Annotated in this window: 15 protein-coding genes and 1 pseudogene; 6 read left to right on the forward strand and 10 right to left on the reverse strand. The window is 39.4% G+C overall.

All coding sequences use genetic code 11. From position 1 onward, the window contains the following. Positions 1–65: 65 nt before the first annotated feature. Positions 66–1,526, reverse strand: a complete 1,461-nt coding sequence (gene cls / locus AACV01_RS16355) for a cardiolipin synthase (protein WP_004248139.1) — start codon at positions 1,524–1,526, stop codon at positions 66–68. 307 nt (positions 1,527–1,833) lie between these two features. Between cls and AACV01_RS16360 the strand changes: the two genes are divergently transcribed. Both AACV01_RS16360 and tonB read left to right on the forward strand, forming a co-directional pair. After that, entirely contained in the window at positions 1,834–2,013 is a 180-nt protein-coding gene (locus AACV01_RS16360; protein WP_004248137.1) for a YciY family protein, read from the forward strand. Between the two features lie 115 nt (positions 2,014–2,128). Continuing rightward, complete coding sequence (tonB, locus tag AACV01_RS16365) at positions 2,129–2,854, forward strand: TonB system transport protein TonB (protein ID WP_004251049.1); 726 nt, start codon at positions 2,129–2,131, stop codon at positions 2,852–2,854. Positions 2,855–2,952: 98 nt separating this feature from the next. Here the strand turns inward: tonB and yciA are convergent, their stop codons facing one another. Together yciA and AACV01_RS16375 are read right to left on the reverse strand one after the other, a co-directional pair. Continuing rightward, complete coding sequence (gene yciA / locus AACV01_RS16370) at positions 2,953–3,384, reverse strand: acyl-CoA thioester hydrolase YciA (protein ID WP_004243075.1); 432 nt, start codon at positions 3,382–3,384, stop codon at positions 2,953–2,955. Between the two features lie 73 nt (positions 3,385–3,457). Continuing rightward, positions 3,458–4,111, reverse strand: coding sequence for a septation protein A (locus AACV01_RS16375; RefSeq protein WP_046334289.1), 654 nt, complete (start codon positions 4,109–4,111; stop codon positions 3,458–3,460). A gap of 305 nt (positions 4,112–4,416) precedes the next feature. On the opposite strand from AACV01_RS16375, the gene AACV01_RS16380 reads away from it, so the two are divergent. Continuing rightward, complete coding sequence (locus tag AACV01_RS16380) at positions 4,417–6,201, forward strand: SulP family inorganic anion transporter (protein ID WP_046334290.1); 1,785 nt, start codon at positions 4,417–4,419, stop codon at positions 6,199–6,201. Positions 6,202–6,333: 132 nt separating this feature from the next. On the opposite strand, the gene AACV01_RS16385 is transcribed toward AACV01_RS16380, so the two are convergent. Continuing rightward, positions 6,334–7,095: a YciC family protein gene (locus AACV01_RS16385; RefSeq protein WP_004243072.1), complete on the reverse strand. Its 762-nt coding sequence runs from the start codon at positions 7,093–7,095 to the stop codon at positions 6,334–6,336. A gap of 443 nt (positions 7,096–7,538) precedes the next feature. Here AACV01_RS16385 and ompW point away from each other — a divergent pair, with 443 nt between their 5' ends. Beyond that, positions 7,539–8,180, forward strand: a complete 642-nt coding sequence (gene ompW / locus AACV01_RS16390) for an outer membrane protein OmpW (protein WP_004243071.1) — start codon at positions 7,539–7,541, stop codon at positions 8,178–8,180. A 651-nt stretch (positions 8,181–8,831) separates the two neighbouring features. Here ompW and AACV01_RS16395 read toward each other — a convergent pair. The 6 genes and pseudogenes from AACV01_RS16395 to AACV01_RS16420 all read right to left on the reverse strand — a co-directional run bounded on the left by AACV01_RS16395 (position 8,832) and on the right by AACV01_RS16420 (position 15,982). Further along, the gene (locus AACV01_RS16395; RefSeq protein WP_004243069.1) at positions 8,832–9,146 is read right to left on the reverse strand and encodes a BON domain-containing protein; all 315 of its coding nucleotides are present in this window, start codon (positions 9,144–9,146) and stop codon (positions 8,832–8,834) included. 270 nt (positions 9,147–9,416) lie between these two features. Continuing rightward, positions 9,417–10,226, reverse strand: coding sequence for a tryptophan synthase subunit alpha (gene trpA / locus AACV01_RS16400; protein WP_046334291.1), 810 nt, complete (start codon positions 10,224–10,226; stop codon positions 9,417–9,419). Further along, complete coding sequence (gene trpB, locus AACV01_RS16405; protein WP_004243066.1) at positions 10,226–11,416, reverse strand: tryptophan synthase subunit beta; 1,191 nt, start codon at positions 11,414–11,416, stop codon at positions 10,226–10,228. Before trpB ends, trpA begins: the two co-directional genes overlap by 1 nt. A gap of 16 nt (positions 11,417–11,432) precedes the next feature. Continuing rightward, positions 11,433–12,806, reverse strand: a complete 1,374-nt coding sequence (gene trpCF, locus AACV01_RS16410; RefSeq protein WP_161682178.1) for a bifunctional indole-3-glycerol-phosphate synthase TrpC/phosphoribosylanthranilate isomerase TrpF — start codon at positions 12,804–12,806, stop codon at positions 11,433–11,435. Between the two features lie 5 nt (positions 12,807–12,811). Beyond that, positions 12,812–14,405, reverse strand: a pseudogene (gene trpD, locus AACV01_RS16415) (bifunctional anthranilate synthase glutamate amidotransferase component TrpG/anthranilate phosphoribosyltransferase TrpD). Next, positions 14,405–15,982 (reverse strand): anthranilate synthase component 1, encoded by a 1,578-nt coding sequence (locus AACV01_RS16420; protein ID WP_060555495.1) that lies wholly within the window; start codon positions 15,980–15,982, stop codon positions 14,405–14,407. The pseudogene trpD and the gene AACV01_RS16420 overlap by 1 nt, the downstream one beginning before the upstream one ends. Before the next feature lie 318 nt (positions 15,983–16,300). Between AACV01_RS16420 and rnm the strand changes: the two genes are divergently transcribed. Both rnm and AACV01_RS16430 read left to right on the forward strand, forming a co-directional pair. Continuing rightward, positions 16,301–17,161, forward strand: a complete 861-nt coding sequence (rnm, locus tag AACV01_RS16425) for an RNase RNM (RefSeq protein WP_004243058.1) — start codon at positions 16,301–16,303, stop codon at positions 17,159–17,161. 24 nt (positions 17,162–17,185) lie between these two features. Next, a complete protein-coding gene (locus AACV01_RS16430) occupies positions 17,186–17,806 on the forward strand; it encodes an L-threonylcarbamoyladenylate synthase (RefSeq protein ID WP_004243057.1) in 621 nt (206 codons plus the stop codon). The last annotated feature ends 347 nt before the right edge of the window (positions 17,807–18,153 follow it).

Raw genomic sequence — 18,153 nt, forward strand, 5'->3', positions numbered from 1 at the left:
AGTTAGCTGTTTTCGCTAACTATTTTATTGTTGATATAATTACTGAGCTGATTGTATCACTCTTTCTAGAGAAGTGGGCTAAAGAAATAACAAAGGCGTTCTAACACCCGATTCATAAATGGACGTTTTTCCCATTCATCAAGAGTAAGTTGTGTTGAACGGGCAATATAATCATATTGTACGATGCTAAGATCACTAGCAAAACATTCATCATCAATCACAACAGTTATTTCAAAATTAAGCCATAAACTACGCATATCAAGGTTAACCGAGCCAACCATACTCAGTTGACCATCAACCATCACACTTTTTGTATGTAATAGGCCATCTTCAAATTGAAAAACTTTTACACCCGCCTCAAGTATTTCAGTAAAAAAGGCTCGGCTTGCCCAACGTACCAGGAAAGAGTCATTACTTCGTGGCACAATAATACTGACATCCACACCACGCATAGCGGCGGTTGAAATGGCATGAGCCAGATCGTCACTTGGCACGAAGTAGGGGGTTGTCATGACTAATTCTTTTCTGGCTGAATAGATGGCCGTAATTAATGATTGTTGAATGAGTTCTTCAGGAAAGCCGGGGCCTGAGGCAATCACCTGTGTAGTATGCCCATTTGCTTGTTCAAATGGCATAATATTGTTATCTGGCGGCGGTGGTAAGTGGCGTTCACCGGTTTCCATTTCCCAGTCGAAAGCATAAATAATACCCAGTGTCGTAGAAACAGGGCCTTCCATTCTGACCATAATATCAATCCACTGACCGACACCCGCATCTTGTTTAAAATAGCGTGGGTCGACCATATTCATACTGCCGGTATAGGAAATGTAGTTATCAATTAATACTATTTTACGATGCTGACGTAAGTCCATACGACGCAAGAAGAAACGGAACAGATTGACTTGTAATGACTCGACAAATTCAATGCCGGCGGCTCGCATTCTTGCAGGGCCATTGGTGCGAAAGAAACTACGGCTTCCTGCAGAATCCACCATAATGCGACATTTTACACCACGTTTAGCCGCTTGAATAAGGGCTTCAGTGACTTCCTCTACCAATCCTCCGGATTGCCAGATATAAAACACCATTTCAATATTATCGCGCGCATTATTAATATCACGCGTGATGGCATTTAATGAGTCTTCGCAAGTTGTTAGTAGCTGGATCTTATTACCTTTTACACCATTAATACCTTGGCGTTTAGCGGTTAACTGAAAAATGGGCTCCGCAACATCACTATAGTGTTTAGCGAAAATATGTTTACATTTTTTTAATTCTTCAAGCCAGGCAACTACGGAAGGCCACATCTGCCTAGCATGTTCGACACGGCGTTTACCAAGATGAAGTTCACCAAAGGCAAAATAGGCGATAACACCGACTAAAGGGAGGATATAAATAATCAGTAGCCATGTCATCGTTGAGGTGACAGGTCGTCGATGCATTAGGACACGAAATGTGACCCCTGCGATCAATAGCCAATAGAAGAAAAAAGTTAGCCAACTTAATACAGTATAAAATGTTGTCATAGTAAAGCTATTTTCCGTTGAAAAAGAATCGCATGAATAGGTCGGAGGCAATTTACTAACAATAGTTCATTATTTCTATTATTTGCCAAATGTTGTTATTAAATCAGGATTATTTTCTCTGTCAAATCTCTCTGGTAAGAGATAAACATCAAATAAGTCGCTAGATACTTATTTTGATACATTTTATTTTTGAGAGAAAGGTATAAAGCATAAATAAAAAATAAGGCAAATTATCAATCCCCCCTTGGATCATAAAATGAACGTCCTATAATACACCACTTATTTGAAAAAATAGGTATTGATTGCAATGAGACATAGCAGGAATGAAGTGGCACGTTGGCGAATGATGAGACAAGCGTTACGTCGCCGTCGCCGTTGGTTAGAGGGTCAATCACGCCGTAACTTACGTATTTACCAAATGCGTAAGCTTGATACTTCTAGAAAACATAGAGCGCTGTTGTTCGTGCAATACACCGAACTAAATTGATCTTTAGCTTTTTTAGTTGTTATAGCAATCATTTTGATAAACGTTATTGAATATGATTGCTATTTGCATTTAAACTAGAGGCATTATTTTTTGTTTAGGTGAAATAAGATCAGTTATGCGCTTTAAGCTTTGGGTATTTATATCACTGTGTTTGCATGCCTCGCTTGTTGCGGCTGCCATACTGTATGTTGTAGAAGATAAGCCAATTGCACCAGAACCTATCTCTATACAGATGCTAGCCTTTGCTGCAGATGAGCCAGTAGGAGAGCCTGAGCCTGTAGTTGAAGAGGTGACGCCTCCGGAGCCTGAGCCTGTTGTCGAGCCAGAACCTGAGCCAGAACCAGAACCGATCCCAGATGTAAAACCGGTGATTGAAAAACCGATAGAGAAGAAGCCCGAACCCAAACCAAAACCTAAGCCAAAACCGGTGGAAAAACCAAAGCCACCTGTCGAACGGCCACAGCAACAGCCATTGGCGCTGAACAAGGGAAATGAGATGAAAAATCTTAATCCCAACGCTACACCGAGTAATAAAGGTGAGGAAAAGCCTGTTGCGACAACTAGCCAAGGGGAAGGGAAAGTACCTAATGTGCTTCGCCAAGGGTTACCTATCTATCCTTCTCGTGCCAAGGCTGTGGGTATTGAGGGTTCAATAAAAGTACGCTTTGATATCGATGCCGATGGACGGGTAGATAATGTAGAAATTCTCTCTGCTAACCCAAAAAATGTCTTTGAGCGTGAAGTGAGAAAAGCAATGCGTCAATGGCGTTATGAGAAAATCCCTTATAAAGGTAAAGTGGTTATCATTGATTTTAATATAGATGGTGTTTCTGCAAGTTAATAAGAAGCCATTGATTGATAAAGCTTCACATCACTAAATGATAAAAAAGGCACTTTTGATAAGTGCCTTTTTTGTTGGTTTTATTGAGCTTAAAAAGGTTATTCCATGGTACTTGCTAAGGTAAAATTGGTTTTACCTTCAGGTAGGCGACGAGCGCTATTATTCTCATCGACTGCCACATAAGTAAATACGGCTTCAGTGGCACGATACCGTTGACCTACCGGCTCGGTTGCTACTTTTTTAACCCACACTTCAATATTAACAGTAATTGAAGAGTTACCGGTTTTTAAACAACGAGCATAACAGCAAACGACGTCGCCAACGGCAACAGGTTTTAGAAAGGTAATGCCTGTTACACTTACAGTAACAACGCGACCTAAGGCAATTTCTTTCGCTAAAATGGCACCACCAATGTCCATTTGAGACATTATCCAGCCACCGAAAATATCACCATTGGCGTTAGTATCAGCTGGCATGGCAAGCGTACGTAATACTAGCTCACCATTAGGCAAAGATTGTTGTTCAGTCATGGGGAAATACTATCTATCAATGTTAAAACTAAGGAGACTCCTTTGAGGCAGTCTCCCGATAAAATAGAGGTCATTATTCAGATTTAGATGTCACATCTTTATGTAATACTTTAGATGTTGATGTTGTTCCGTTATCTGATATTTCAGATGTATGACTTTCTGTTGATTCCTCTTTCGTCTCTTCTTCGGGTAACCGGTTGTTCCAGATATACACAACACTAATCACAGTAAAGATTAAGGTTAATATTGTTAACCCAAAGACTTTAAAGTTTACCCAAGTTTCTTGAGATAAAGAAAATGCGACATAAAGATTACCCAGCGCACAAGCTAAAAAGAACAGTACCCAAGCGATATTGAGTTTTTTCCAATTAGTCGCTGGCATCGCTAATTCTTTACCTAGCATTCTTTCCATTAATGTTTTCGGCGTAAAGAGTTGCATCGCAATAAGCACTAGCGCAAAAATGGCGTAGATTGCGGTGACTTTCCATTTAATAAAGACATCTGAATGGAAAGCGATAGTCAATGTACCAAATATCGTTACAACGATTGCGGTGATCAGTGGTGCTTTTTCGACTTTATGGAAAATAAGCCATGTTAAACCGACTGAGATCCATGTTGCTACAATTAATGCGCCAGAAGCATAGAAAATATCTTGCCATTTATAAAAGATAAAAAACACTAATAGTGGAGCGAAATCAAGTAATTGCTTAAGCCAGCCGTTTTTCATAACCGATAGAAACCTATTGTCGTTAAATTTATAAACTAGGTTATTCTAATGCAAAGCGACATGAAAAGGGTAAACAATTGCATATCTTTAATAAGATCAGGCTTATTTATCACAATATGGCGGTTTTATATTAGATTAACTCATTGAATATAAGGTTTAATTTAATCTTGTGTCATTTAAAGATAAAGTATTGATTATGGTAGGAGATTAAAACATCACTCTAGTATATGATTCATTGAGCCATTATCTCTTCACGCGACTTTTTGATGAATGCGCGAAAAAGTAATTCAGATAAGAGGAAATCAATGAACGGAAAAAGAATAATAAAATGGATGCCTGGATTAGGCTTATTGTTTAATTATCAGCGTGAATATCTTGGATATGATATTAAAGCAGGGCTTTCTGTTGCTGCGGTTGCATTGCCTGTTGCTATCGCTTATACCGAATTACTCGGTATCAATGCCATTGTGGGATTATACGCCTGTATCTTACCCATGATCATGTATGCTTTATTTGGCACTTCACGCCAATTAATTACTGGCCCTGATGCTGCAACTTGTGCCGTGATAGCCGCAGTTGTCATCCCTCTTTCTGCGGGGGATGAAAATACCCGTTGGCAACTGGCCATTATAATGACTGCAATGACCGGTTTTTGGTGCATTCTTGCGAGTCATTTTCGCTTTGGCGCATTTACGGACTTTCTCTCTAGACCTATATTACAAGGTCTATTAAATGGCGTTGCCATCACTATCATGGTGGGGCAATTGAGTAAAGTATTTGGTTTTACCACCTCCCCAGAATATTTAATTGAAAAATTACTTGAAGTACCTTTTCGATTAAAAGAAGCACATTGGCCAACACTGTTGATGTCGGCGCTAACCTTAGCATTACTATTAGGTATTCGTCATTTTAGACAACGTTGGCCCGCTCCGTTAATTGCTATGGTGGTGATGACCTATTTAAGTTGGCAATTTGATTTAGTCAATTATGGGATTGCTATTGTTGATAAAGAAGCAGACAACGGTGATCTCTTTTTACCCATCGTTTCAATGAGTGGCTTTCATCTTGGATCACTTCGTGAATTAATTGTTCCTTCCATTAACCTTGCGGTGATTAGTTTTGTTAGCTTTATGATGACGGCAAGAAGTTTTGCTAGCAAAAATGGCTATGATGTTGATGCCGACCAAGAATTAAAGGCATTAGGCATTGCTAATATCGCATCGGCACTTTCGCAGGGATTTGCAGTAAGTGCCGCCAGCAGCCGTACTGCGGTAAATGATTCTGTTGGCGGTAAAACACAATTGGTCTCTATTGTGGCAGCGTTAGTGATTTTAGTTGTGTTGCTTTTTATGACCGACTTTATTGCCTACATTCCGTTATCTTCTTTAGGCGTTGTGCTGATTGTTTCCTCTTGGTCATTGCTAAGTATTCGTCATATTTGGTCTTATCGTAAACGAAATCGACAAGCTTTTACCTTAGCAACGTTTACTTTATTAGCGGTGTTGTTAGCGGGATTGATCAACGGCATTGGTTTTGCTGTGTTACTTGGGTTATTGCAATTTTTACGTATTGTATTCCGCCCAAGTGATCAGTTATTAGGTGTTGATGAACAAGGAATGATCCACTCAATCAACCAAGGTAACGGCATTGAATCGATATCAGGATTGATGATGTATCGTTTTAATTCCCCCTTAACCTATTTCAATGTTGGCTATTTTAAAAAGCGGGTACTACAGCTAGTGGACAGCGCGCCACAACGTCCTGCATGGTTAGCGGTTGATGCTACCGTAAGTTTTACTTATGACGATGTGAGTGTTTTTGCTGTTATTGATGAGCTAATTAGAGAGCTTAGGATCAAAGGCGTTAAATTGGTATTGGCTGGGCGCAGAACAGAATTAAATCGTTGGATTGCACGTAACAAGATCACTATCAATGATGATGATTTAATTATTGCACCCGATCTCTATTTTGTTATTCGTTTATATCAAAGTCGACAACAAATAAAAGAAAAACACAAACAGCAACAACAAGTGCCGTTTGCTGAAGATAACCAAGCTACTTTCATCAGGGATACGGAAACGGGTGGATAGAATGTATAACATGGGGTTTAGTGGCTGGATAGGTGTGTAAGGTTAATTGATTGTTTTTAAATGATTATGTTAATAAAAATGCCGTGCTAATCTATTAATCACATTAGCACGGCATTGTTTGCTGCGAGGGGGTTACTTGGTGATATATTTATTTTCAGTCAGCATAAACAGACGGAATAGATAAATAATCATCCATGCAGACGTAATATTCTTTAAAAAATAATATAAAAATTTGTGGATCATGTTAGGCAATTCACCCGTAATATTGCTTAAGAAGCCAATCCCAAATTGTAATAAAATCCAAATTCCTAAGGCAGGGATCAGCGCCCCTGATTCACCAAAGCCCATTTTCCAGCCTAGACGTATTGCGCTACCAATAGATTGTTGGCGTACCAGTACGACTGGCGCTAGTGCAAATCCCACTAATAAAATGATACCAGGGATAATCAACATAAAGCCTGCACTAATTAAAATAGAGCAGAGCAAAATTAGCAGAAACATCTTCGGTAAACGGGGTAAGCTGGCATTAAACGTTTGGTTCAATGTCACGTTATGACCGGCAGAAAGTGCCATTGCCAACATTAAAATCACTAAAACCAGAATACTTTGCTGAAAAAGCTCAAAAACATAGACCAGTAAGACCTTTTGAAATACCCCAATAACACTGTTATTCATCGCTTCTAATTCAGCGGGTGAGACATCAGCGAATCTGGTTTTTTGAAAATTAATAATAAAGTCATTAATTATTTGTGATTCTTGTGCATTAGGGCCAACCAATAGATATATGACAGCTAAAATGAGGGCCAAAACTGCAGATAGCGTGATAATGCTACGTTGTTCATTTTTATAAAAGTTAAGACTATCACGGTAGATTGTGCGTGCCGGGGTAGGCATGAAACTGCTCCTATACAAATAGACTAAGTCAATGGGACATATTGTACCTTTTAAGACAACAAAAAGGGATCATTTCTGTTATTTCTATAGCTATTGTTATTGAAAGGTTTTTTTCATTCGTTTGGTGAATGAAAATTAAATAATCAAATCAGATGAAACATTAAATTAACAATTAAATAACGATGTTGTCAAATATCATCTTTTAATGAGGTTCTTTTATTTAATGATTCTTAAAAACAATAAATTTAATTATAAGAAAATATTGTATTAATGCTAAATTTGATGTGGATCAATTATAAATAATCAGCATCATAAATAATAAAGAGAGGAATAACACTTTCTGCAAAAATAATTCCAAAGTTGTGATCGGCATTAGATCATAATTACTTATTAATGGGTATATTTTAGCGGAGATTTTACTTATTACAGGAATGGGTTAAATAATGAAAAAACTTTCTGCGCTTATTCTAGCGGCTGCAACACTTGCACCGTCTATTTCTTTTGCTCATCAAGCGGGTGATTTTTTATTCCGTGCGGGTACTGCAACAGTTCGTCCTAATACAGGTTCAGATACTATATTAGGTGGGCATTTTGATGCTAATAACAACACTCAATTAGGTTTAACCTTTGGTTATATGGTAACTGATAATATTGGGGTTGAGTTATTAGCAGCAACACCTTTTGAGCATAAAGTTTCTTTAACTGGTGTGGGTGAAATTGCTAAAGTTAAACATTTACCGCCAACATTAATGGCACAGTATTACTTTGGTGGTGCTGAAGATAAATTACGCCCTTATTTAGGTGCAGGTCTAAACTTTACGACCTTCTTTGATGAAAAATTCAATAATAATCCAGCGGTAGGCCAACTTGGATTAAATGATCTTGATCTTAAAAACTCTTGGGGCTTTGCAGCACAAGCAGGTTTAGACTATAACCTAGATAAAAACTGGATGCTGAATGCTTCTGTTTGGTGGATGAATATCGAAACCGATGTCAAATTTAAAGATGGCGATGGAAACCACTATAAAGTGGATACTCGCTTAGACCCATTTGTGTTTATGTTCGGTGTTGGTTATCGTTTCTAATTATTCTTGCAATAACAGAATATGCTATTAAGTATCAGCGGGGCAGTGGCTCCGCTTTTTTTTATCTGTGTTAATCATAATTGCTTATCTACAGTGATCGTGTTTAGACTAAAAAATTTTATTACCTCTATTATGTGTATTAAGGCTTAGCTGATTATAACTAAAATAATAGAGGTATATTTTAATGGTGTATTAAAAATACATCTTTATATTTTTTATTAGTTAAAAAAATAATCACTATTCTCGATGAGCATTTAATTGGCTCGCATAAATGGGAATTTATAGATGTATTTTATTTACATGTTTTATTTGCGTATGATATTGCCTAATAATAATTAAAAAATAGCGCCTAAATTGGCCAAAAATATTATTACTGATATTGAATAGTACTATTAAGAAAATGATGGTCGCATCAAATTTAAGTGAAAGTCACCAGTGTGGTGAAAATAACATCGAAAAAAGATAAGTATAACTTTAGTTTTAACGGTTTTTTTTGGGGTGTTTTACCCGTAAAAAAGAAACGGCTAATTTTAGTAAAACAGAGAATTTGTCAAAAATTGATCTTCATACCAAAGAGTGTGGATTGCTTTAGATGAGACAAGAAAAAAACCACCGAAGTGGCTTTTTTCTTACTGACTTATAAAAAATAGCTTAACGGATAACCATTGAGTTAATGACACCTTTAACGCCAGTGACTTTACGTGCGGTTTCTATGGCGCGATTTGCATCAGCCTGTGAAGAGACAAAACCACTTAACTGAACTTTACCTTTAAATGTCTCAACGCTAATTTGTGTTGAGTTTAGGTTTTTCTCACCAATTAAAGCTGTTTTTACTTTAGTGGTGATCACCGAGTCATCAAAATATCCCCCAGTGCCTTCTGATGTTGCCGTTGGAGAGCATGCAGATAAAGTCATGGCCATAAGTAATGCCGCTAATACGGTAGAAATTTTTGCCCATAGTTTCATTATCAAACTCCTTATAATGACATTATTGATTGAGTACTACTGAATAGAAAACCTAAAGCTGTATACCCTATATAAAGTATGTGCAAGAAATGACAGATTGCCAACTGACTGAGCAAAAATAGTTTTATGCTTGTTCAGGCGAATCAAGCATTACTCGCGCTACGAATAGAGGCTGATGGGGAAGTGATGGTCGATTGTTAATGATTAAATTAGGAAAAATCTGCTTAGGAAAAAGTTTTCTCTAAGCAGACGGCGATAATAATTTTAGACTTAAACGATTATTGTTGCGGCTTTCATTTGTTGCACAAACTGCGTCAACATTTTTAACATCACATCAGGTTGATGTAGGTTATTTTCAATAATTTGTACAACGGCTGATCCTGAGATAGCGCCAAATGCACCATTACTAATGGCCTGTGAAACTTGTTGTGGCTCAGAAATACCAAAACCTTGTAATGCGGGTGGTGCATTATAAGCTTTAAGTTTACTGGTTAAATGAGTGAGTGACTGTTCTGCTCGTTTATCTGTCCCCGTAACACCGGCTCTTGATAATAGATAAGTATATCCCTCTGCGCTGGTGGCTAACTCTTGTAATAACTCATCATCTGCATTGGGCGGGCAAATAAAAATCGGGGCAATATTCGCGCTTAATGCCGCTTCTCGAAATTGTTTTGCTTCACGCAAGGGAACATCACCAATCAGTACTGAATCAACACCCGCTTGTTGGCATTTATGGTAAAAATTATCAACGCCATTGCTAAAAACAAGATTTGCATACACCAATAGTCCAATCGGAATAGTGGGGTGTTTTTGGCGGATCTGGCTTAATAACTCAAAACAGAGGGTTGGGGTGACATTAGCATTTAATGCCCGTAAGTTTGCCCCTTGAATAGTAGGGCCATCAGCCAGTGGATCAGAAAATGGAATGCCTATCTCTAACGCATCTGCACCCCCTTCAATTAATGCGTCAATAATTTTTAACGACAGTTCAGCATCGGGATCACCTAAAGTGACAAAGGGAACAAACGCGCCTTGTTGTTTTTGTGCTAATGCTTCAAAGCATAATTGATAACGGCTCATTAAATTTCTCCTCGTGCAGCTAAAATATCGTTAACAGTAAAAATATCTTTGTCACCTCGTCCGGATAAATTGACAATTAAGAGTTGTTCTTTATCTGGATTTTGGGCAATCAGTTTCAACGCATAGGCCAGAGCATGTGACGATTCTAATGCGGGGATGATCCCTTCACGGCGTGATAGCGTTTTAAAAGCCTCAATGGCTTCATCATCTGTTACAGAAACATAATCTGCACGGCCAATGCTGTTTAAATGCGCATGTTGAGGGCCTACGGATGGGAAATCTAATCCTGCAGAAATAGAATAGGACTCTTCAATTTGGCCTTCTTCGGTTTGCATAATCGGTGATTTCATACCGAAATAAATGCCTAACTTGCCATGTTTTAATGGTGCTCCGTGCTCTCCTGTTTCGATCCCTTTTCCTGCCGGCTCAACACCAATTAATTGTACTGAGGTTTCTGGTATAAATGAGGCGAATAAGCCAATGGCGTTAGAGCCACCGCCAATACAGGCGATAACGGCATCAGGGAGACGACCTTCACGGGCTAAAATTTGCGCCTTAGCTTCATCCCCAATCATGCGCTGGAATTCGCGAACAATAGTGGGATAAGGATGCGGGCCTGCTGCAGTGCCTAATAAGTAGTGAGCACGCTCGTAGCAGCCAGACCAGTCACGTAACGCTTCATTACACGCATCTTTTAATGTTGATGAACCACTATGCACCGGAATAACTTCGGCACCCATTAAACGCATACGAAATACATTGGGTGATTGACGTTCAACATCTTTTGCCCCCATATAAATACGGCACTTCATATTTAACAGAGCACAAGCTAACGCAGTGGCAACACCATGTTGCCCAGCGCCCGTTTCTGCAATAATCTCTGTTTTTCCCATCCGTTTTGCTAGCAGTGCTTGGCCTAATACTTGGTTTGTTTTATGAGCACCGCCATGCAATAAATCTTCACGTTTTAGATATAAACGGGTACGAGTACCTTGGGTCAAATTGCGACAGAGTGTCAGTGCCGTTGGTCTACCTGCATAATTTTTGAGTAGATCTTGAAACTCTTGCTGAAATGACGGATCGTTTTGTGCGTCAATAAAGGCTTGTTCAAGTTGATCTAATGCAGGGATCAATATTTCTGGTACATATTGACCACCAAACTCACCAAAGTAGGGATTAAGTTTTCTCATTGTGATGTTGTCCTTGTCAGAAATTTTGTGAAAATTTGCTTTGTTGTAATTGTGTAAAGACTTGCGATAGACGTTGTGGATCTTTGATACCTGCTGAAGATTCCACCCCTGAATTAAAATCAAGTCCTAAGCAACCGGTGTTTAGAGCGTCTAAACAGTTATCACTGTTTAGGCCACCTGCAAGTAATGCTTTATGGCGTAAAGTAGGCGGAATAGTTTGCCAATCAAAGGTGTTGCCTGTGCCACCCGTACCATTATCTAATACATATTTGTTAACTTGCGCAATGTGCTGAATATCATGGTGATAAGCCATATTAAGCGCTTGCCAAATTTCACATTGTGGAGCGATTTTTTCCCTTAGTTGGGCTATAAATTGTGCATCTTCAGCGCCATGTAACTGAACCGCAGATAAATTAAGTTGTTTAGCATAGTCACAAATCAGCTCAATAGATTGGTTTTGAAAAACGCCCACAAAAGCTAATGGCGCTTGTGTTACCAATAATTGCGCTTGTGACAGCGTCACTCTTCGTGGTGATTTCTCAGCAAAAATTAATCCTCCATAATAGGCACCCGCTTGATAGGCCGCTTTAACATCTTGTGTACGGGTTAAGCCGCACACTTTATGCTTTCCCAAAACAAGTGCTCTTACCGCTTGGGCAATATTCTCTTGTGACATCAAGGCACTGCCCACTAAAAAGCCATTAGCATATTGACTTAGTGTTTTAACTTGTTGATGGGTATGAATTCCAGATTCGCTGATAACAATAGCCTCTTGCGGTAAACCTTGGCTAAGTTGTTCGGTACGAGATAAATCAATAGAGAGATCACGTAAATTACGATTATTAATCCCGATCACTTTTGCTTTAAGCTCAATGGCTCGCTGACGCTCTTCTTCGGTGCTCACTTCTGTTAATACTCCCATGTTTAATTGGTAAGCAACGGCACTAAGCGCACGGTACTGTTCATCATTAAGAACAGAAAGCATTAATAAAATGGCATCAGCTTGGTAAAAACGAGCTAAATAAATTTGGTATTCATCGATAATAAAATCTTTACATAAAACAGGTTGATGAACGGCATCACTGACTTGACGTAAATAATCAAAACTGCCTTGAAAATATTTTTCATCAGTCAGTACCGAAATAGCGGCTGCATAGGGTTGATAAATTTTCGCAATGGCAACAGGATCAAAATCAGAGCGAATAATCCCTTTTGAAGGCGATGCTTTTTTACACTCTAAAATAAACACTGGGTGTGATTGTGTTAATGCTTGATAAAATGAGCGTGTCGATGGCGCAATCTTATCTATAAAGGTTGATAAAGGTTGCTGTGCTTTACGTGCAACTAAATATTCGGCTTTATCTTTAACAATGGCATTTAATACAGTCATTATTTTTATCCTCTTGCGGCTAGCGCATTAACTCGATTAATGGTTTTACCGCTATAGATTGCGTGCATAGCAACTTCGGTATTGGCTTTCAAATCTTCTTGTCCGTGTAAACGCATTAATAAGGCGACATTGGCAGCGACGGATTCAGTGTGTGCGCGTTTACCTTGTCCTTGCAGTAAATTAGCCAATAATTGGCGATTAACCTCAGGTGTACCGCCTTCAAGATCACTTATCGCACAAGGACGCAGACCAAAATCACTTGGGGTTAATTGATAACGAGTGATTTCCCCATTGTGTAACTCAGCCACTTGTGTGGGAGCATGTAATGACACTTCATCCATTCCACCACTATGGACCACTGCCGCACGTTTGTAGCCCAAGACATTTAAGGTATCTGCAATAGGCATTAATAATTCAGGACTATAAACACCAATTAATGCTAAAGGCGGACGCGCTGGATTAATTAATGGGCCTAACACATTAAAGAGCGTGCGTGTTCTTAGCTGTTGGCGCACAGGGGCGGCAAAGCGAAAACCACTGTGATAAAGCGGCGCAAATAAAAAGCATAGTCCAATTTCATCTAACAATTGGCGGGCATCGTTGGCACTTTTATCTAGCGGAATACCAAATGCCGCTAATAAATCTGATGATCCTGAGCGACTAGACACGCTACGATTACCATGTTTAGCCACTTTTAGACCAATTTCTGCCGCGACAAACGCACTGGCTGTTGAAATATTGATGCTATTGGCTCCATCGCCGCCAGTACCCACAATATCGCAAAACAGATAATCTGGGCGTGGAAAAGGAGAGGCATTATCCAATAGGGCACGAGCCGCTCCGGCAATCTCTTGAGGGTGCTCACCACGCATTTTCATACTAATCAATACCGCTGCTAACTGTGATTCTGTTAATTCACCACGAATAATCGCACTAAACAGTGTTTGGCTCTCTTCTAAGCTTAATTGTTGTCCTGCAAATAATTTATTGAAGATAGTATCCATATTATGCGTCTCCTCTTGGTGCTTGTGCCCATGTAATGGTTTGTTGTAAAAGTTGTGCGCCTTTAGTGGTTAAAATTGATTCTGGATGAAACTGAAAACCACAAGTTCGATGTTGGCGATGGCGCACGGCCATCACGGTGTTATCACACCACGCATTGACGATAAGTTGCTCAGGCACAATTTCGCCAGAGAGTGAATGATAACGAGCGACGGGCAGAGGATTTGGCAGATGTTCAAACATCGCCTGCCCATCATGGGTGGCGAGCGTAGCTTTACCGTGTAAAATTTCCCCACAAGAAGAGACTTTACCGCCATAAGCTTCAATAATGGCTTGATGCCCTAAACAGATACCAATAATAGGCAATTTACCTAACATGCGATTAAGTAGCTCAGGCATACAACCCGCTTGTGATGGTGTACCAGGGCCGGGAGACAACATAAGAATAGGGTTATCTAACAGGTTTAATTGTTTTTCGATAAAAGAAGCACTGACATCATTGCGATAGATGATCACTTGATGATGTTGACTGCGTAAAAGGTCGACTAAGTTATAAGTAAAAGAGTCGATATTATCGAGTAGTAAGAGCGTCGCCATTAGCAAGCCTCCTGCATGTGAGTTTCAGCATGCGCCTGTAAAATGGCATTGATAACCGCTTGTGATTTATTGCGAGTTTCTTCTGCCTCCATTTTGGGATCAGAATCGAGCACAATACCAGCGCCCACTTGAATAGTTGCAATATCTTTTTCTACATAAGCAGAACGAATAACTATGCAAGTATCAAAATCACCGTTACCAGTAAAGTAGCCAATTGCACCGCCATAACTGCCTCGTTTGGTTTTTTCATATTGTGCAATCAGTTGCATAGCACTGACTTTCGGTGCTCCTGAGAGTGTCCCCATATTCATACAGGCTTGATAGGCATGAAAAATATCTAAGTCATGACGTAATGTTCCTACCACTCTTGATACTAAGTGCATAACAAAAGCGTAGCGATCTACTTTGGTTAATTCGGCGACATAACGGCTTCCAGCTTGGCAGATTCGCGCTAAATCGTTGCGTGCTAAATCAACCAACATAAGGTGTTCTGATAACTCTTTGGTATCTGTGCGCATTTCAAGCTCAATACGGCTATCTAAATCAGCATTGATTGAGCCGTCGGCATTGCGACCTCTTGGGCGTGTACCTGCGATAGGATAAATTTCAATTTGGCGATCACTTGCTTGATATTTCAACGCACTTTCAGGTGACGCACCAAAAACGGTAAATAACGCATCTTGCATATAAAACAAATAGGGACTGGGGTTTTTTTGTTTCAAAACTTGATAGGCAGCCAGTGGTGAGGGGCAGTTAATTTGAAAACGGCGCGATGGAACAACTTGGAAAATATCGCCACGACGAATATAGGTTTTCATCGCTTCAACAATAGCACCATACTCTTCGTCATTCATATTGCTACTTACAACCGCTTGCTGAGGTGTTAATGGTTGACGTTGTGGTTGTTTTAAAGGTTGCTGTGCGAGTGCAACTAATTGTGCCTGACGGGTATCAAGACGCTGACACTCTTGTGGATTATCCGTAAAGGCAACGGAAATTAATTGGCTATGATGATGTTGATGGTCGATCACAATTAACTGTTCAGCTAAATAAAAACAGTAGTCAGGGCAAGAAAAAACCGCTTCTAAATCAGGTAAGGATTCAAATCCGTTCACTAAGTCATAGGCAAATAACCCTCCCACAAAAACAGCATTGGCTTCTTTTGCAGCGCTATTTGCTAGGAAAAAACGTAAAACATCAAATACGCTAGCCGCTTTTAACTTGCTCTCTTCATCTTGTGGGAAAGATGATGATGCAAAAGTAAATACACATTGTTCCGCTCGCTCTACGGAGAGTGTGCTTTTTTCTTTTAGTGCGTTTTTTAATAACGCTAAGATATATTGGCCGTTGAGACTTAACGCATCGACAGTCACTTGATTTTTGTTTGCACTAATACGTAATGCACTATCAACGATTAACAAACTTTTTAAATTGGCTTTGGTATCAATTTGTGCGGATTCTAACAATAAGGTGTGATGACGATGTTCACACAACGTATTGAAAAGTAACGCCGGCTCGCTGTGATAAGGCAATGCCGTTACCTTAGTTGTTAATGGGAATGCAAGTGAAGTATTCATTATTATCGCTCTATTTTCTTTTTTCTGGTGCTGATAAGCACAAAATTGGCACATAAAAAAACCCGCGGTAGGCGGGTTTTAGATATCACTGATGCTAAGCAGGAGATCAAACCGCCCATAAAAGAGTTTTGCGCCACCACAGAGCAATAAGACGTTGATTGATATTCATAAGATCTCCTTACAGCGGATGATAAGTTTATATTTAATAGACTAGCTCATGTTGTGTACTAGTAAACTGGATTATATTAGGTTCGTCAAGTACTTTATGGCATACTCTTAAAAATTCGTTGTATCACTGAGGATAAACAGGGAGAAGGAATGACTGAATTGCTATCTGATTTACGCGTGATTTATGATCTGCATAGCCATACTACTGCATCAGATGGCGAGCTCTCACCTGATGAATTAATCGATAGAGCCATTGAAAAACAAATTACGGTATTAGCGATAACCGATCACGATACTACTGCTGCTATCCAACCTGCCAAAAATTATATTGCAGAAAAAAGTTTACCTTTAACTTTGATATCAGGTGTCGAGATATCGACTTTGTGGGAGAATATAGAAATTCATATTGTTGGATTACAGATTGATATCGAACATCAAGCCATGACGACATGCCTAGCAAAACAGAGCCAATGCCGTGAAACTCGCGCTAAAATGATCGGCGAACGTTTAGCTAAAGCGGGTATTGCTGGGGCATGGGAAGGAGCAAGTGCCCTAGCGAAAGGCGGGCAAGTGACACGAGGACACTTTGCGCGTTTTTTGGTTAATGAAGGGCATGTGGCATCGGTCAATAAAGTATTTAAACGCTATTTAGCAAAAGGAAAAACAGGTTATGTACCGCCACAATGGTGCTCAATTGGTGACGCTGTCACGGCTATTCATCAAGCGGGTGGAGTTGCGGTATTGGCACATCCTGGTCGCTATGGTCTATCCTCTAAATGGTTAAAGCGATTAGTGCTTTATTTTAAACAACAAGGTGGTGATGCTATAGAAGTGGCACAATGCCAACAACCACCACAAGAGCGAGAACAACACGCAGCTTTAGCACAAGCTTATGATCTTAAAGCTTCGTTAGGTTCTGATTTTCATCGCCCTTGCTCGTGGATAGAGCTAGGACGTAATTTATGGTTACCCGCTAATGTTGAACCTGTATGGACATTATGGCAGGGATAACATCAAAAAGTCGTTGAGGGATATATGAGCCAACTTTTTTACATTCACCCTGATAATCCGCAGGCTCGTTTAATTGAACAAAGTGCGGATGTTTTACGTAAAGGCGGAGTGGTAATTTATCCAACAGATTCAGGCTATGCGATAGGTTGTTGTTTGGATAATAAAGATGCGATGACGCGTATTTGTCGAATTCGCCAACTCGATAAACATCATAATTTCACTCTAATGTGTCGAGATTTATCAGAAATTGCCACTTATGCCTATGTTGATAATGTTGTTTTCCGTTTAATTAAAAATAATACGCCTGGTAACTACACCTTTATTTTAAAAGCCACCAAAGATGTACCTAAGCGTTTAATGAATGATAAACGTAAAACAATTGGTTTACGTGTACCTTCTAATCCTATTGCGCTGGCATTATTAGAAAATATCGGTGAGCCATTAATGTCTACCAGCTTAATATTACCGGGTAATGATTTTGCAGAGTCAGATCCGGAAGAGATTAATGACTTATTGGGTAAACAGGTTGATTTAGTGATCCACGGCGGTTACTTGGGGCAAAAGCCAACCACGGTGATTGATTTAACAGAAGATAGCCCCGTTATTGTCCGTGAAGGAATGGGCGATATTACGCCTTTTCAATAACCTTTTAAATTTGGTAAATGCATCATAGGGGACTTATTATAGTGAGATAAAAGGTGAAGAGATTTATTGCTTGTGTTAAATTTACGCACTGCGATAAAGCCATTGGGCGCATCTTGTGGTTAGTGACATCAAGAAAGCTGTTTTTGAAGTAAACGGCATAGTAACGATGGAAGCCTTAGGCGCTATTTTATCGACACGATTTTATTTGTCATGCTCATTTTATTGTCACTTTGGCATGGCTTATCCCTGAATCAATAGACCTGTGTTTGTTAAACAGTTTAATAAACATGGGTTATTTTTTACCTGATTGATTTTAAAACTAATTTATTTTATGACGCCTGTGAAGG

Source organism: Proteus sp. G2609, assembly GCF_963896135.1.
Taxonomy (GTDB): domain Bacteria; phylum Pseudomonadota; class Gammaproteobacteria; order Enterobacterales; family Enterobacteriaceae; genus Proteus; species Proteus mirabilis.

Excerpts from the sequence above, each read along its gene's own strand:
- rnm (WP_004243058.1), top strand. The coding sequence starts at position 16,301 with ATGACTGAATTGCTATCTGATTTACGCGTGATTTATGATCTGCATAGC.
- trpA (WP_046334291.1), bottom strand. The coding sequence starts at position 10,226 with ATGAGCCGTTATCAATTATGCTTTGAAGCATTAGCACAAAAACAACAA.
- cls (WP_004248139.1), bottom strand. The coding sequence starts at position 1,526 with ATGACAACATTTTATACTGTATTAAGTTGGCTAACTTTTTTCTTCTAT.
- yciA (WP_004243075.1), bottom strand. The coding sequence starts at position 3,384 with ATGACTGAACAACAATCTTTGCCTAATGGTGAGCTAGTATTACGTACG.
- trpB (WP_004243066.1), bottom strand. The coding sequence starts at position 11,416 with ATGAGAAAACTTAATCCCTACTTTGGTGAGTTTGGTGGTCAATATGTA.
- AACV01_RS16395 (WP_004243069.1), bottom strand. The coding sequence starts at position 9,146 with ATGAAACTATGGGCAAAAATTTCTACCGTATTAGCGGCATTACTTATG.
- AACV01_RS16360 (WP_004248137.1), top strand. The coding sequence starts at position 1,834 with ATGAGACATAGCAGGAATGAAGTGGCACGTTGGCGAATGATGAGACAA.
- tonB (WP_004251049.1), top strand. The coding sequence starts at position 2,129 with ATGCGCTTTAAGCTTTGGGTATTTATATCACTGTGTTTGCATGCCTCG.
- AACV01_RS16420 (WP_060555495.1), bottom strand. The coding sequence starts at position 15,982 with ATGAATACTTCACTTGCATTCCCATTAACAACTAAGGTAACGGCATTG.
- AACV01_RS16385 (WP_004243072.1), bottom strand. The coding sequence starts at position 7,095 with ATGCCTACCCCGGCACGCACAATCTACCGTGATAGTCTTAACTTTTAT.
- AACV01_RS16430 (WP_004243057.1), top strand. The coding sequence starts at position 17,186 with ATGAGCCAACTTTTTTACATTCACCCTGATAATCCGCAGGCTCGTTTA.
- AACV01_RS16380 (WP_046334290.1), top strand. The coding sequence starts at position 4,417 with ATGAACGGAAAAAGAATAATAAAATGGATGCCTGGATTAGGCTTATTG.
- trpCF (WP_161682178.1), bottom strand. The coding sequence starts at position 12,806 with ATGACTGTATTAAATGCCATTGTTAAAGATAAAGCCGAATATTTAGTT.
- AACV01_RS16375 (WP_046334289.1), bottom strand. The coding sequence starts at position 4,111 with ATGAAAAACGGCTGGCTTAAGCAATTACTTGATTTCGCTCCACTATTA.
- ompW (WP_004243071.1), top strand. The coding sequence starts at position 7,539 with ATGAAAAAACTTTCTGCGCTTATTCTAGCGGCTGCAACACTTGCACCG.